The following is a 15,589-nucleotide window of genomic DNA, read 5'->3' on the forward strand; positions in this document are numbered from 1 at the left end:
CGCCCATGTAGAATTGCGGCCATTCAAGGAGAATCCCCATGAGTCGCATCAGCCTCACCCGCTACCTGGTCGAGGAGCAGCGCAAGCACAACACGATCGAGCCCGAACTGCGGCTGCTGATCGAAGTCGTGGCGCGCGCCTGCAAGGCCATTTCCAACTCCGTCAGCAAGGGCGCCCTTGCCGGCATCCTCGGCTCGGCCGGCACCGGCAACGTGCAAGGCGAGACCCAGCAAAAGCTGGACGTGATCGCCAATGAAGTCCTGCTCGACGCCAATGAGTGGGGCGGCCACCTCGCCGCCATGGCGTCCGAGGAAATGGACAGCTTCTACGAGATCCCGAACCGCTATCCCAAGGGCGAATACCTGCTGCTGTTCGACCCGCTCGACGGCTCGTCCAACATCGACGTGAACGTGTCGATCGGCACCATCTTCTCGGTGCTGCACATGCCCAAGCCGGGCCAGACCGTCACTGAAGCCGACTTCATGCAGGCCGGCAGCCGCCAGGTCGCCGCCGGCTACGCCGTGTACGGCCCGCAGACCACGCTGGTGCTGACCGTTGGCAACGGCGTGCACATGTTCACGCTGGACCGCGAAGCCGGCAGCTTCGTGCTGACGCAATCCGACGTGATGATCCCGGAAGACACCAAGGAATTCGCGATCAACATGTCCAACATGCGCCACTGGGCCCCGCCCGTGCGCCGCTATATCGACGAATGCCTGGCCGGCGACGAAGGCCCGCGCGGCAAGAACTTCAACATGCGCTGGATCGCCTCGATGGTGGCCGACGTGCACCGCATCCTCACGCGCGGCGGCATCTTCATGTACCCGTGGGACAAGCGCGAACCGGAGAAACCCGGCAAGCTGCGCCTGATGTATGAAGCCAACCCCATGGCCATGCTGATCGAGCAGGCCGGCGGCGCGGCCACCAACGGCCATGAGCGCATTCTCGACATCCAGCCGGAAAAACTGCACCAGCGCGTGTCGGTGATCCTCGGCTCGAAGAACGAAGTGGAACGCGCCACGCGCTACCACCAGGAAGAGAAAGCGGCCGGCTGATCGCGGGCGGCTTCATCGATCCGACGAAAAAGGGACGCCGCGGCGTCCCTTTTTCTATTGCGTCTATTGCGGTTTCGTCGGCGTCGAGGAACATGCGCTCGGCGGCCAGGTTTGCCTGTGCTCCGAGCGTGTGTTTGTCGAGCCGCCGGCAGCCGCCCCCAAGCCTTGCGCATGACGCCGCCTGAATGACCGCGCCGCCACCCGGCGGCGCGCCTGCAGGGACCCCCGGCAAAAAATTTGCACCGGGACTTCACAGCAAAAAAAAACGCTGCTATGATTGCGGGCTTCATCCAGTTGTTGACGGATGATGGGCCGAAGTAGCTCAGTCGGTAGAGCAGCTCATTCGTAATGAGAAGGTCGGGGGTTCGATTCCTCTCTTCGGCACCATAAGAATTCCAAAGTTTGACCCGCATTGTTAAAAACCCGGACAGCCCCAAAGGCTCTCCGGGTTTTTTGTTTCCGGCGATGCGGGGACCACGCATCCGGCACAAGCCCCGGATCCGGCTACCCTGCGGCACCTGTCTCTGCGACGCCAGAAAATACCCGGTCGCCACCACCAGCTCCACCAACGCACAGCCATAAAACCCCGGCCATCCCGTGCCGGGCGACGATGCGTTCGTGCGGTACGCAAGATACCCTCCGCGTTCCCCCACACCCCCCACGTTACGTAACGCGTAACACCGCCGCGCCACCTCCCCGCGTGGCGGCCCACAGCACCCGCCCCCTTCCCGCCCCCGGCAGATCGCCCGTAATCCCTTATCTGGCGCCGCTTCCAGCCTGATCGCATCCGCCCCGCGCCACCACTACGCCGCGTCGGCAAGCGCCATCGGCCAGATGGCACGGCGATTGCGCTAGTCCTTGTCATTCACGCGCGAGCGCGCAGCGCCATGCCGCTGCCACTCGAGGAGCCCTGCCGCGCGCATCGACAGGGACTTGCATGACGGGCCACGACGAATGAGAGAGCAAATGACATCAGTTTTCAGCAGCGAGGAATTGGACATGTATTTCTCTTCGTACGCCGGCATGGAAGGGGGGAACATCGGCGCGGCTGTCTGGATATGTGATAAGGAGCCGCACCTGCTTGCGTTTTCGCCGGGCACCTCGCTGGCGCCGGTGCATGAGCCGCCCGCCTGGGACAGCGCATTCCGCGAGCGCCACCGGCATGACATGCCGCGCTGGCAAACGCACCAGCGCCTCGCCCGCATCATGGCGGCGACGCGCGCGGCAACGCTGCGTGAAACCATGCCGGAGCTGGACTGGCGCGGCTACTTCGACCAGTATCTTTACGCGCCGCGCGGCTGGGAGTTCAAGATCAATCTCTACCCCCTGCCCAAGCCGCAGCAGATGGACCTGTCGCAGATCGAGACCTTTCGCCGCAACCCGTGCCTCAGCCCGAACTGGCGCTATGTGGAATTCTGCCGCCAGGGTGGGCGCTTCCGCTTTATCGCGGAGCAGCGCCGGCGCATGCGTCCCAAGGTGATTCTCTGCACGGGGCAGGCCGAGGAAGAGGAGTTCCTGCTGGCGTTCGGCTTCCAGGGCGTGCCCTGCTCGGAGCATCACCTGCAGCCGGCAGACCTGGTCAAGACGCTGCGCGTGTATTCGCACGAGGGCACCCACTTGGTCATCTGCCCGAAGGTGGGCGGGCCGACCGGCATCAACTCGGACACGCTGCTCGATGCGATGGGCGCCTTCCTGTCGGTCTGGCTCGACGCAGCGGATTTTCCGGATGTGCGCACGCAAGCCATGCGTGCGGAGGCGCCCGCCGGCACCGCGCACCTGGCCTGGCGCGCGATGACGCACAGCCAGGCTGGTTCCGCCAGCGCGTCTGCCGTATGACCCAAGCGCCGCGGCCACTGCCGCGACGCCCGCCTGCGCGCATCGTCAAACGCGTGTTTGCCTGATTGCGCCATGCCCTGGCGCTGCCGCCTGGCAGCCGCCAGCGGCATATCAACCCTCCCCCTGCCTGCCCGCGCAAGCTCGCGGAATGTCCCGCTTAACCGGAAGGTTGACATCCGCTTGCCCTCCAATCCCCTCCATAGGCTTACGGCTTTCGATTGATTGAATCCCTCGCGCCGAAGCACCAGACTGGTAACACGATAAATACAAAACCGGCTGGCCGATCCAATTGGCCGCCGGGACCGATGACGAAGCGGCCGCGCAGCACGCGGTACGCGTTCGCACTTGCCACGCAACCGGGGAACATCATGCACATCGCCGCCACCTAGGGCCGCCGGCGCCACGCCGGACTCGCGCAGGATGGCTGCGCCCGCACGCCAATTCGCGTCGCGTCCAGCCAGCTCCCAGCCAAGACAATCGACAAGGAAGCGGCCATGGATGCTTATCCAGTTCCTGGCGCGGCGAGGTATCGCCTTTTTCCGCGCAAGCTCCTGATGGTGTTTGCGCTAGGCGCATCTCTGTGGGCCGTCGCCGCCCGCGCGGATGACAGCACGCCGCCAGACACCCCGGCAGATTCGGCGCAGGCTACGCCGGCGCCCGCCTTCAGCCCGCAGGTCTGGCTGAACGCCGGGTTTTTCTCTTACCACTTCAATCACGCGGCGCACTACAACGCGGCCAACTGGGGCATCGGCGCGGATGTCCGCATTACCGAGGATTTCACCTTGTCGGCCGGCGAGTACCGCAACAGCATGCGCGATCACTCCACCTATGCGACCGTCACCTGGCAGCCTCTGCATCTTGGCCCAGTGCGGATCGGCGCCACGGCGGGCGCGGTGCGCGGGTATCCGGATGTCAATCACGGTGGCTGGTCGCCGATGGCGGCGCCCGTCATCAGCATCGAGTATGGGCGCGTGGGTGCGAACCTGATCTACGTGCCGACGATGCGGGGGAAGGTGGATGGCTGCATCTCGCTGCAGCTCAAGATCCGGGTCTGGTAGGCGATTTCCGTGGCGGGAAGGCAGGGGGGAAAGGTAAGGGGGAAGGCGAGAAAAAAAGGCGCCGCATGCTAGAGCATGCAGCGCCACGGAAGGAGGGCCAAGGGATTAGGCCCTCTCGGGAAAACCACCCCCGGGGAGAGAGCGGTAAGTGACTACTGTAGCGAGCGGAGCCGCATCAACCTATCAGCCACTTCCCAATGCATGCAGAGAAATTTCCGCAAACTTTTCCGTTCCGGCTCATGGCTCATGGCTCATGGCTTATGGCTTATGGCTTATGGCTTATGGCTTGAACGTATCGCCCAGCACCACGCCTTCACGACGCGGATCGGCCCCGCCGACCAGCGCCGTCGACCCGCCCACGGTGGTGCGGATGATGGCGCTCAAGCCGCTCGACTGCGCCGTCACGTTGACCACATGGCCAAGCCCGCGCAGGCCCTTGACCAGCGGATCGTTGTCGCCGGCCAGGCCGCCGGCCGGCTTGGTGGCATCCACGTTGGGATGCTCGCCGCCGACCATCATGCCGCTGGCGGCGCTGTTTGAGCCACCGAAGTCGATCATCGACACGGCCTGCTGCGCGTCCATCTTCCAGTCCAGCACGCCCACCAGGGTCTTGGCCACGTACTGGATGATGCTGGCGCCGCCCGGCGAACCGGTGGTCATGTAGAAGTCGCCGCGCGAGCCGTCGGCATTGCGCTTGAACACCAGCGTGGGCGCCATCGAGCTGCGCGGGCGCTTGCCCGGCTGCACGCGGTTGGCGATCGGCACGCCGCCGGCATCGGCAGGTGCCGCGTTGAAGTCGGTCAGCTGGTTATTGAGCAGGAAGCCGTTGGTGAAGTGATACGAGCCGAGGCCCGCCTCGATGGTGGTGGTCATCGAGACGACGTTGCCATACTTGTCGGTCAGCGACAGGTGCGTGGTACCGTGCTCGTTGATGACCGACGGGGCCAGCGGCACGGCACCGAGGTCGCCCGCCGCGACCGGCAACGTCATGGAGCCCACCGTGCTGATCAGGTCCGCCCGCTTGCGCAGGTAAGGCTTGTTCAGCATGCTTTCCCAGCTGCCGCCCGGCAGGCCGATGAAGTCGGTATCCGCCACGTACTTGTTGCGGTCGGCATACGCCAGGTTGCCTGCCTCGGCCATCAGGTGGACGCCGAGCACGTTCGGGCGGCCGCCGTTCTTGTCCATGTTCGACGGCGCATAGCGCGACATCTCGTAGTTCTCAACGATACCCATGATCTGCGCCACCGCGATGCCGCCGGAGGACGGCGGCGGCATGCCGCAGATCTCGTACTCGCGATACGTCGTGCAAACCGCCGTGCGCTTCTTGGCGACGTAGCTCTCCAGGTCGGCCAGCGTGGTCAGGCCCGGCGTGGCGGTGCCGCCGTACGTGTTCTGGATCTTGGCGACGATCGCTTGGGCAATCGGGCCGTTCTTGTAGAACGCATCCGCGCCGCCGCTGGCGACCGAGGTAAACACGTTGGCCAGCGCCGGGTTCTTGATGATGGTGTTGACCGCGCGCGGGGTGCCGTCGGCATTGAGGAAGTATCCGGCCATCTCGGCGTCGCGCTTGATGCTGGGGGCCGTCACCGGGTTGCTGACCGCCGAGGCGATCGCGGCAGCCATGCGGGGCGGAATCGGGAACCCATCGGTCGCCAGCTTGATGGCGGGAGAGAACAAGTCCTTCCAGGCCAGCTTGCCGTGCTCGCCGTGCGCCAGCTCCAGCACGCGCAACGTGCCGGGCGTACCGATGGAGCGGCCGCTGTGCGTCGCGTTAGGCGCGGGCGTAGTCTGGTCGGCGGCGGACTTCCATTGGATATAGTTGCCGTCGGCGGCGGCCGGCGCCATCTCGCGCCCGTCGTAGGCGGTGACCTGCTTGGTGGCCGCGTCGTAATACATGATGAAGGAGCCGCCGCCGATGCCGGAGGATTGCGGCTCGACCAGGTTCAGCACCATCTGCGCCGCTACCGCGGCATCCACCGCCGTGCCGCCGTTCTTCAGCACGTCGCAGGCGGCCTTGGTCGAGACCGGGTTGTTGGTCACCGCCATATAGGTCTTGGCGTAGACCGTATTCTTGGGCGCATAGCCGGTGGCGATCTCCGGCGCGTTGGGGTCGCCCGGCAGCACCACGGCTTCACCGCCGGTGGTGCCGTTCAGTTCGCAGCCCGCGACCACCGTCGGGGTGGTCGAAGCCGGGGTGGTAGCAACGGGATCGTCGCCGCCGCAGGCACCCAGGGTCAGCGCCAGGGAGGCGAGCGCGATGGCGCTGAGCCGGGTCGGCGTGAAGCGGGTGCCGGCCGGGTCCATAGGCGAGGTCACCGCTTCGTGAGCAGTTTGTGGCATGTTCTTCCTGTCTTATGTTGAGGCTTCAGAAAATCGACGCTTCCCTCGTCGATCGCCGCAACCGCTGCTGATGGGGGAGCGGTTGTGACGAAGGATCAACATAGACCTGCCATTCACGATTCTGAATAGCTACATGTCTGGATTTACAGACATGTGAACGTGGTTCATACTTGGGAGTGCTGCAAGATGCGCATCAGGCTGTCGGTGGCATGGACACGTCGACGCTCTGCCCCCTCGCCCCCTGGATTGAAGCGCGGCTCAGGCGGCGAGCACTTCGGCCTCGAGCATGCTGCTGATGGCGGCTTCCAGGGTCACAAGGGCTGCTGTCTTCGGCAGGCAGCAGCAGATGCCGTAGCCCATCTCCGGCGGCGGCATGTGCAGCCACATATTGTCCGACAGCAGCAGCACCCGCTGGGCGGGCAGCATGCTCCGCAGCTTGCGCAGCAGGCGCCAGCCGCTGGTCACGTCCTGCGGCATGCCAAACACCAGCAAGCCGGCCTCGCGGATCGTCGTCCCGTGCATGGAGAGATCGTCGGGATCCACGCCATCCACCTGTTCCACGCCGGGCATGCTCTCCAGCATGCGGGCCAGGCCGAGGCGCAGCAGCGCGCATTCGTCGATCACCACCGCCCTGAGCGGCGCCGTGCCGTGCGACGCTAGCGGCAGCCTGGCAACCTGCCGCGCCGACATGGCCGATGGCACGCCCGGCGAGACGCCTCGCGAGGTGATGCTGTCTACGCCTGCCCGGCTGGTGAGTGCCATGTCCATGATTCCTCCTTTTGCTTTTTTTCTGGAACGGCGCCAGCGGGGACGCCTGACAGGGTACGGTGCAAGGCACGTGCCAGCCGCCAACGCGGGCTCTCGCGCACAGCAGGGCAGGCCGCTCGGCCTTACGGCGCAAGGGATTGCCGCTTGCGCGAGACGCGGGTGGCGCGGCCCGGGCGGGGCCGGGGCATGTTACGCGTCACGTAACGTGTTCCGCATATTGTTCCGCACGGCACAAGCAAAACCGCCGCGCAAAAGCGCGGCGGCCGGCGTGCGACGGGAAGCGAGGGGGACTCAGACCAGCGCGATGCGGTCCTCCACCAGCCGGATATGGCCGCCCGGCTTGTCCTCCATGATCTTCATCGACTTCTGCCCGATGTGCAGGCTGCACCCCCCGTGGATGCGCCGGCTCACCTCGATCACCGCCTCGGGAGACGGCCGCAGCTGCTCGGCAAGCTTGGCGAGCCTGGCGTCGAGCGCAATCGAGTCGCGGGTGAGCTTGAACAGCGTGGCGCGCGCTTTCTCGCGCAGGTCGCCCACCGCTTTCTCCGGATTCTTGGCGAAGAAGCTGACCAGCTGCTGCACCTTGGCCTGCTCCGCCTCCAGTTGGCGGCGCTGGGCCTCGAGCTCGGCCTTCTCGGCTTCGGCGTAGGGATTGGTGCCCACCTGCACGATGGTGGCGGTGCCCGCGGAGGCGCCAAGGGTGGCGGTGCGCACAGCCAGTTGCGCACGGCAGCGCCCGCCGGTGATGTTGCCCTGGCCCCCCTTGGGGCTGCCGGCAATGATGCTGCGCCCGGCGGCGACGTCGCTCTGGCGGATGCCGCTTTCCACCTTGACCTCGGTGCCGGCCTCGACCACCGCGCTTTCGATGAAGCGCGCATGCAGCGAGCCCTTGCAGGTCACCCGCGCCAGCGCGACGCCCTCGGCGCCCTGTTGTGTGCCTTGATGCGCGCCTTGATGCGTGCCCTCGGCCTTGCCGATGATGCCGCCCTTCACCACCACATTGCCGCCCGCCTCCACATGGGCAGCCTCGATGGTACCGGTGACGATCACGTCGCCGGTCACGCGCACGGTCATGCCGGTCCTGATATCGCCGTTGACGCGCAGCGTGCCGTCGAAGGTGACGTTGCCGGAATGCATGTCCACCGCTTCCACATCGACCACCGGGCTCACCGATGCGCCCTGCGCCAACAAGGACGGCGAGCCCGAGATCGCCGCCACCAGTACCTCCGGATCGGCGGGATCCGGTGCCACGCCGGCCAAGCCTTCCGCAAATGGCGGATCGGCGGCCGGCACGGCGGGCACGACCTTGCCGAAGACATCGATGCCGTCGCTGCCCTGGCGGGCCGGGATGCGCCGCATCAGCGGCGTGCCGGGATTCACCAGCAACAGCGTGCCCAGGTCGCGCAGGTCGATGCGGCCGCTTTCATCCTCGGCCACCAGCGGCTTGGGAGAGGCCAGCAGGCTCTCGAAGCGCGCCGGCATGCCGGGCAGCGGCGCGCGTCCCGCGGCAATCTCGAGCGCGTCGCAATAGCCCGCCTCGACCGCACCACGCAGGGCCGCGTTGTCCGGCTCGGCTTTGACGCCGCGCTCGGCCAGCGCGGCACGGATATCGTCCCGTGTCACCTCGCGCCCGCCTTGCGGCGGCAGCAGGTTGAGCCGCACGCTCAGGTTGTCGCTGCTGACGCTGAGATCGAAGTAGCCGTCGGTCAGCTCGCCGATCAGCGCCTCCACAGGCGTCCCCTCGGTGGCGCGCTGGCATTGCGCGAGAAAGGCGCCGATTGCGGCGGTGTCCAGTTTCGCCTGCGCCCAGCCGCCCCTGGCCAGCGCCTCTTGCAGCGCGGCGCGGTCCGGCGCCATGCGGCCCGGCATGGCGGCATACCCCGCGCGCAGCTGCCGCGCGCTGTCGTCCAGGCTAACCCGTAAGCCGCCGGCCTCTGTGTCTTGTCCCCGGTTTTCCATTCGATTGTTCCATTGATGGATCATGTCCGGACGGCTCCGCCCCGTCCTCGGGGTCGTCCGCAATCCCGGCCTCGGCAGTGCCGCGCCGCCGCTGCGCCATGGCGCGGCCGCCCGGTGCCCGTGGCCTGCCAGGCAGGCCTTTGAAGCCGGGGATGTCATTGACGCGCCGCGGGATCTTGGTCCCTTCCGACGCACACAACACCATCGGCCGATTCGCCGAAAACTTGAGCCGCGGCACCGCCCGCAACCCACCGTCATGGCGAAAAATGTACACTTCTGCCCATCGACGGAACGCCGTGCCGCAATGCCAGGGGATCACAGATGATTGTGCGAGACCGCCCATCGGGACCGAGGTTGTTCCTGGTCCTGCGAGGCTCGATCCTGTCGCGCATCTGGCGCGTGCTGCTGGTGAACTTGCTGGTAGCCGTTGCCGTCACGCTCAGCCACGGCGCGTTCTTCCAGCACAAGGTCACGCTCACGGCCATCCCCTTCACGCTGATCGGCCTGCCGCTGGCCATCTTCCTGGGCTTTCGCAATACCGCCGCCTACGATCGCTTCTGGGAAGGGCGCAAGCTGTGGGGAGAGCTGGTGGTGCGCAGCCAGAACCTGGCACGGCAATGCCTCAGCCTGATCGCGGACAACGTGCCGGACAGCGCCGGCCATAAACCGACGGGCCTGAGCGACGCGCGCGTGCGCATGATCTCCCGCACCATTGCCTACGCGTACGTGCTGCGCAACCGTTTGCGCGGCGCCAGCGCCGCTACCGGCCTGGACCCCGCGTGGCTGCGCCCGGCGGAGCTCACCGACCTGCAGCGCACCGCCAATGCGCCCGCCTTGCTGATGATGCGCATGGGCGAAGACCTGGGCCAGTGCGTGCGGCAGCACCGCGTCGAGCCCTGCCTCGCCGCCGGCATCGACGACACCTTGTCGGCCATGATGGCCACGGCGGTGGCGTGCGACCGCATCCACAACACGCCCATCCCGTTCTCGTACACGCTGCTGCTGCACCGTACCGCCTACCTGTATTGTTTTTTGCTGCCGTTCGGGCTGGTGGATACCATCGGCTTCGTCACGCCCGCGGTGGTGGCCATCGTGGCCTACACCTTCTTCGGCCTGGATGCGCTGGGCGATGAGCTGGAAGAACCGTTCGGCACCAGCGCCAACGACCTGCCGCTCGATGCGCTCTGCCGCACCATCGAAATCGGCATGAAGGAAGCGCTGGGCGAGACCACGCTGCCGCCACCGCTCGTCCCCGTGGATTACTGCCTGCTTTAGCGGGCCTGTTCAGTGGGCCTGTTTAGTGGGCCTGTTTAGGGGACCCGGCAAGGCGGCACCGGCATGCGCCGGTTGCACCACTCGCCCCGGGCAAGCGCGACTTTCGGTAAACTGCCGCTGTACCGGCGCAGCGTCGTCCGGCTTTGGCGCACGCCTCACCGCTTTTCCCCAGGTTCCAGACATCCCAGATGGCCCAGAAGTCCCCGGCGTCCAAGACGCCCGCCGCACCGGCGCCCAGCCCCCACGAAATCCGCCCCGGCCAGTCCATCGAACTGCTCAAGGCGCTGCATATCCTCACGCGCGACGGCAAGATGAACCAGGACAGCCGCCGCAAGCTCAAGCAGGTCTACCACCTGTTCCAGTTCATCGAGCCGCTGCTGCAGGACCTCAAGCAGGATCACCCGGACGTGACGCTGGTCGACCACGGCGCCGGCAAGTCCTACCTCGGCTTCATCCTGTATGACCTGTTCTTCAAGGCGCAGCTCGACCAGTCGCACATCTACGGCATAGAGACGCGCGAAGAACTCGTGCGCAGCTCGCAGGAACTCGCCAGCCGGCTGGGCTTCAAGGGCATGTCGTTCCTGAACCTGTCGGTTGCGGATTCGATCACGTCCGATCAGCTTCCGCCCACCATCGACATCGTCACCGCGCTGCACGCCTGCAACACAGCCACGGACGATGCGATCCGTTTCGCGCTGGAAAAGCACGCCAAGTACATCGTGGTGGTGCCGTGCTGCCAGGCCGAGGTGGCCGGCGTGCTGCGCAAGAACAAGGGCAAGCTGCTGGCCGGCAATCCGCTGACCGAAATCTGGCGCCACCCGCTGCATACGCGTGAGTTCGGCAGCCAGGTGACCAACGTGCTGCGTTGCCTGCAGCTCGAGGCGCATGGCTACCAGGTCAGCGTGACCGAGCTGGTGGGCTGGGAGCACTCGATGAAGAACGAGCTCATCGTCGCGCAGTACAAGGACCTGCCGCGCCGCCGCCCGGCCGAGCGGCTGAACGAAGTGCTGCGCACGCTGGGACTGGAAGAGATGGAAGCGCGCTTCTATACGCAGGAGCCGGCTGCTGCCGGCTGAAGCTGACTCGCGCCAAGCCAATGGCGCGCTGCTGTGCGCAAGCTCAAACGCGCCGCGTCAACGGCGCGTTTTTTATGTTCCGCTGGCCTCGGTCATCAGCTTGCGCCAGCCGTCGTGGCCGAGCCGGCGCATGGTTTCCTGGTTGCGCTCGTAGATATCCGACGCGTCGGGAAAAGCCGCCACGGCTCGCGCGATGCTGTCCTCGCGCAGCAGGTGCAGGATGGGGTAAGGCGCGCGGTTGGTGTAGTTCTCGATGTCGTCCGGCTCGCTGCCGCCGAACTCGTAATGCGGATGGAAGCTGGCGATCTGCAGGATGCCCGCCAGGCGCAGGCTCTTGAGCAGACGCTCGGCGAAATAGAGGAAATCGTTGTAGTCGAGAAACTCGGCCAGCGCGTGTGGCACGATCAGCAGGGTCGTGTCGATCTCGGCAGGGTCGGCATCGGCGAGCGTGCGCAACTCGGTTTCGAGATCGGCGAGCACACCCTCGGTATCGGTGGCATCGCTCACCGTGTAGCGGATCTGCCGCTTCACGTGCACGGCCTTGGCGAAGGGGCACAGGTTGAGGCCGATCACTGCGCGTTCCAGCCATTGCTGGGTGGCGTCTACGATGAACTGGCTGGATGGCGAAGCGATGGGCATGGCGATGCGTGACGCAGGGAACGGCGCTAAACGCGCTAAACCGCTATTTTAGCCTCCCGCCCAGGCAGGCCAAAGGCGCTCAGCGCCGCGGCCCGTAGATTTGCCTGGCCAGCGCGTCCGCCTGGCGCATGGCCGCATCGCGCTCGGCCGTGCTCAGCTTTGCGCAGACGTACTCCAGGTTGGCGGTGTCCAGGTCGGTGACATGGCGCTCACCAGACAGCACGATCACCTTGCGCCACATGCAGGCCTTGACGCGGTCACGCTCCAGCCCGAGGCACCCGGACTGCAGGCAGTACGAGAGGTTGCGCTGGGACAGGAAATCGCCTTTCATCGCCTTTTCCTGCAGCCCCTGCGCGGTTTCCTGCGCGAGCGCCGGGTGCATGCCGGCCACAAGACCCAGCACGACCAGCACAAAGGCCCGCGCGGCGGGAAGAGGCAACGACAAGCGGGACGGCAAGGGCATGAGAAGCGCGGGAGACCCGTGGCACGAGGGAAGGGGCGATATTAGCAGTTGCCCCTGGCCTATATAATCCGATCCGCCGCACCCTGCCTTGCGCCCCTTTGCGCGATCGACCGCCTTGCCCCGGATTCAACCCATGTCTGCACCCACCGCCCCCCTCCCCGCCGCCAGCGTCGCCGTGATCGGCGGCGGCCCCGCAGGCCTGATGGCGGCAGAGGTGCTGGCCGCACGCGGATTGCGCGTGGACGTGTACGACGCCATGCCCTCGGTCGGCCGGAAGTTCCTGATGGCCGGGCGCGGCGGCATGAACCTCACGCATTCCGAAGCGGCGCAGCCCTTCCTCGGGCGCTATGGCAAGCGCAGCGCGCAAATGGCGCCGCTGCTGGCCGCCTTCGATCCGCAAGCGCTGCGCGGCTGGGTGCACGGCCTCGGCATCGAGACCTTCGTCGGCAGCTCGGGCCGCGTCTTCCCCACCGACATGAAAGCCGCGCCAATGCTGCGTGCGTGGCTGCACCGCCTGCGCGAGGCCGGCGTGCAGTTCCATATGCGCCATCGCTGGCTGGGCTGGGACGATGCATCGGGCCAGCTGCGCTTTGCCACGCCCGATGGCGAGCTGCCGGTCCGGCCCGATGCCACAGTGCTGGCGCTTGGCGGCGGCAGCTGGGCACGCCTGGGTTCCGACGGCGCATGGGTACCGCTGCTGGCCGCGCGCGGCGTGGACATCGCCCCTTTGCGCCCCGCCAATTGCGGCTTCGACGTAGCCTGGAGCGAGCACTTCCGCGCGCGTTTTGCCGGCCACCCGCTGAAGGCCGTGGCCATCGGGCTGCGCGAGCGCGATGGCGTGGAGCACTATCGCCAGGGCGAGTTCGTCATCACGGCCGGCGGCATCGAGGGGAGCCTGGTCTATGCGCTGAGCGCGCCAATGCGCGACCTGCTCGAAGCCACGGGCGAGGCCACGATCCATCTCGACCTTGCGCCCGGCCTGCCGGCCGACCGCGTGGCCGAAGCGGTGCAGCGCCCGCGCGGCGCGCGCTCGCTGTCGAGCCACCTGCAGAGCAAGCTGGGCATCACCGGCGTCAAGGCCGGCTTGCTGCGCGAATGCTTGTCAAAAGAAGAATTTGCCGACCCCGCGCGGCTGGCGGCGGCGCTCAAGGCGCTGCCCGTGCGCCTGCTGCGCGCGCGCCCGATCGATGAAGTGATCAGCAGCGCGGGCGGCGTCGCGTTCGAGGCGATGGACGCGCAATTGATGCTGCGCGCCGTGCCGGGCGTGTTCTGCGCCGGCGAGATGCTGGACTGGGAAGCGCCCACCGGCGGCTACCTGCTGACCGCCTGCTTTGCCAGCGGGCGCGCGGCCGGGCTGGGAGCCTCGGCCTGGCTGGAAGCGGCCGGGGCTGCCGGGCGCTAAGCCAGCCTGGGCTCGCTCAGGCCGCCTTGCCGCTGACGATGCTCAACGCCACGGCCTCGGCCACTTCGATGCCATCGATGGCCGCGGAGTAAATGCCGCCCGCATAGCCGGCGCCTTCGCCAGCCGGGTACAGCCCTTCCACGTTCATGCTCTGGTAGTTGTCCTTGCGGCGAATGCGCAGCGGCGACGACGTGCGCGTTTCCACGCCGGTCAGCACCGCGTCATGCATGGCAAAGCCGGCGATCTTCTTGTCCAGTTCGGGCAGCGCTTCGCGGATGGCTTCGATGATGTAGTCGGGCAGCGCGGTGGACAGGTCCGTCGGCGTGACACCCGGCTTGTAAGAGGGCTCGACCGCACCCATCGCCGTGGATGGCCGGCGCGCGATGAAGTCGCCCACCAACTGCGCCGGCGCGTTGTAGTTGCGCCCGCCAAGTTCGAACGCGCGCTCTTCCCAGTGGCGCTGGAAGGCGATGCCGGCCAGCGGGCCGCCGGGGAAATCCTCCGGCGTGATGCCCACCACGATGCCGGCATTGGCATTGCGCTCGGCGCGAACGTACTGGCTCATGCCGTTGGTCACCACGCGGCCCGGCTCCGAGGCCGCGGCCACCACCGTGCCGCCCGGGCACATGCAGAAGCTGTAGACCGCGCGCCCATTGCTGGCGTGGTGCACCACCTTGTAGTCCGCCGCGCCCAGCAGCTTGTTGCCGGCGAACTTGCCAAAGCGGCTGCTGTTGATCATGCCCTGCGGATGCTCGATGCGGAAACCCAGCGAGAACGGCTTGGCCTCCATGAACACGCCGCGCTCATGCAGCATCTCGAAGGTGTCGCGCGCGCTGTGGCCCACCGCCAGGACGACGTGGTCGGCCTGCAGGTACTCGCCGTTGGACAGCTTGAGGCCGCGCATCTTGCCGCCCTCGATATCCACGTCCTCGACGCGGGTCTCGAAGCGAACCTCGCCGCCCAGCGCGAAAATCTCGGCGCGCATCTTCTCCACCATGCTGACCAGGCGGAACGTGCCGATGTGCGGGCGCGCGAGGTAGAGAATGTCCTCCGGCGCGCCGGCCTTGACGAACTCGTCGAGCACCTTGCGGCCGTAGTGCTTCGGGTCCTTGATCTGGCTGTAGAGCTTGCCGTCGGAGAAAGTGCCCGCCCCGCCCTCGCCGAACTGCACGTTCGACTCGGGGTTCAGCACGCTCTTGCGCCACAGGCCGAAGGTGTCCTTGGTGCGCTCGCGCACTTCCTTGCCGCGCTCCAGGATGATGGGCTTGAAGCCCATCTGCGCCAGGATCAGGCCGGCGAGCAAACCGCACGGGCCCATGCCGATCACCACCGGGCGCAGCGTGGTGCCCGGTGCGCTCGCCTGGGCGACGAAACGGTAGGCCATGTCCGGCGTCACGCTCCAGTTCGGCTTGCCGGCCATGCGCTGGATCGCCGCGGCTTCGTCCCTCACCGCGATATCGAGGATGTAGGTGAGCTTGATATCGGAGCGCTTGCGGGCATCGTGCGCGCGGCGGTACACGGTGAACCCGGTCAGGCCATCGGCCTTGACGCCGAGCTCGGCGAGGCGGGCGAGGACCACGGCCTTGAGATCGCTCTCGGCGTGGTCGAGCGGGAGTTTGACTTCACTTAGACGTAGCATGGGAACCTGGAATTCTGCGGCCGGTGGGTCGGCCCTGGAAGGGGCGCGGACTGCACTCTGGTTGAGCGTCGGGCTGGCC

At 66.8% G+C, this 15,589-nt stretch carries 12 protein-coding genes and 1 tRNA gene; 7 read left to right on the top strand and 6 right to left on the bottom strand.

Translation table 11 applies throughout. The features are described 5' to 3' along the window. Positions 1 to 38 precede the first annotated feature (38 nt). The 4 genes from AC1DQR_RS25435 to AC1DQR_RS25450 all read left to right on the top strand — a co-directional run bounded on the left by AC1DQR_RS25435 (position 39) and on the right by AC1DQR_RS25450 (position 3,949). Positions 39 to 1,055 carry a class 1 fructose-bisphosphatase gene (locus tag AC1DQR_RS25435; protein WP_416047949.1) on the top strand — a complete coding sequence of 339 codons (1,017 nt, stop codon included), beginning with the start codon at positions 39 to 41 and terminating at the stop codon, positions 1,053 to 1,055. Positions 1,056 to 1,366: 311 nt separating this feature from the next. Beyond that, positions 1,367 to 1,442 (top strand) — tRNA-Thr (locus tag AC1DQR_RS25440). Between the two features lie 579 nt (positions 1,443 to 2,021). Next, positions 2,022 to 2,891, top strand: coding sequence for a transcriptional regulator (locus AC1DQR_RS25445; RefSeq protein ID WP_416047920.1), 870 nt, complete (start codon positions 2,022 to 2,024; stop codon positions 2,889 to 2,891). 494 nt (positions 2,892 to 3,385) lie between these two features. Next, positions 3,386 to 3,949, top strand: coding sequence for a hypothetical protein (locus AC1DQR_RS25450; protein ID WP_416047919.1), 564 nt, complete (start codon positions 3,386 to 3,388; stop codon positions 3,947 to 3,949). A gap of 279 nt (positions 3,950 to 4,228) precedes the next feature. Here AC1DQR_RS25450 and AC1DQR_RS25455 read toward each other — a convergent pair whose 3' ends face one another. From AC1DQR_RS25455 to AC1DQR_RS25465, 3 genes are all read right to left on the bottom strand, one after another. Continuing rightward, positions 4,229 to 6,253, bottom strand: coding sequence for a gamma-glutamyltransferase family protein (locus AC1DQR_RS25455; protein ID WP_416050449.1), 2,025 nt, complete (start codon positions 6,251 to 6,253; stop codon positions 4,229 to 4,231). A gap of 294 nt (positions 6,254 to 6,547) precedes the next feature. Further along, positions 6,548 to 7,057: a response regulator gene (locus AC1DQR_RS25460; protein WP_416047918.1), complete on the bottom strand. Its 510-nt coding sequence runs from the start codon at positions 7,055 to 7,057 to the stop codon at positions 6,548 to 6,550. A gap of 291 nt (positions 7,058 to 7,348) precedes the next feature. Next, positions 7,349 to 9,016 carry a DUF342 domain-containing protein gene (locus AC1DQR_RS25465; RefSeq protein ID WP_477134020.1) on the bottom strand — a complete coding sequence of 556 codons (1,668 nt, stop codon included), beginning with the start codon at positions 9,014 to 9,016 and terminating at the stop codon, positions 7,349 to 7,351. A gap of 321 nt (positions 9,017 to 9,337) precedes the next feature. On the opposite strand from AC1DQR_RS25465, the gene AC1DQR_RS25470 reads away from it, so the two are divergent. Continuing rightward, positions 9,338 to 10,291 carry a bestrophin family protein gene (locus AC1DQR_RS25470; protein WP_477134021.1) on the top strand — a complete coding sequence of 318 codons (954 nt, stop codon included), beginning with the start codon at positions 9,338 to 9,340 and terminating at the stop codon, positions 10,289 to 10,291. A gap of 188 nt (positions 10,292 to 10,479) precedes the next feature. After that, positions 10,480 to 11,367 carry a class I SAM-dependent methyltransferase gene (locus AC1DQR_RS25475; RefSeq protein WP_416047915.1) on the top strand — a complete coding sequence of 296 codons (888 nt, stop codon included), beginning with the start codon at positions 10,480 to 10,482 and terminating at the stop codon, positions 11,365 to 11,367. 72 nt (positions 11,368 to 11,439) lie between these two features. Here AC1DQR_RS25475 and AC1DQR_RS25480 read toward each other — a convergent pair whose 3' ends face one another. Next, a complete protein-coding gene (locus AC1DQR_RS25480; protein WP_416047914.1) occupies positions 11,440 to 12,006 on the bottom strand; it encodes a DUF1415 domain-containing protein in 567 nt (188 codons plus the stop codon). A 79-nt stretch (positions 12,007 to 12,085) separates the two neighbouring features. Further along, entirely contained in the window at positions 12,086 to 12,469 is a 384-nt protein-coding gene (locus AC1DQR_RS25485) for a hypothetical protein (protein ID WP_416047913.1), read from the bottom strand. A 133-nt stretch (positions 12,470 to 12,602) separates the two neighbouring features. On the opposite strand from AC1DQR_RS25485, the gene AC1DQR_RS25490 reads away from it, so the two are divergent. Then, a complete protein-coding gene (locus AC1DQR_RS25490) occupies positions 12,603 to 13,871 on the top strand; it encodes a TIGR03862 family flavoprotein (protein WP_416047912.1) in 1,269 nt (422 codons plus the stop codon). Between the two features lie 16 nt (positions 13,872 to 13,887). Here AC1DQR_RS25490 and AC1DQR_RS25495 read toward each other — a convergent pair whose 3' ends face one another. Next, positions 13,888 to 15,510, bottom strand: a complete 1,623-nt coding sequence (locus AC1DQR_RS25495; RefSeq protein WP_416047911.1) for an NAD(P)/FAD-dependent oxidoreductase — start codon at positions 15,508 to 15,510, stop codon at positions 13,888 to 13,890. Positions 15,511 to 15,589: the final 79 nt, after the last annotated feature.

The organism is Cupriavidus sp. 05L411, from assembly GCF_056398045.1.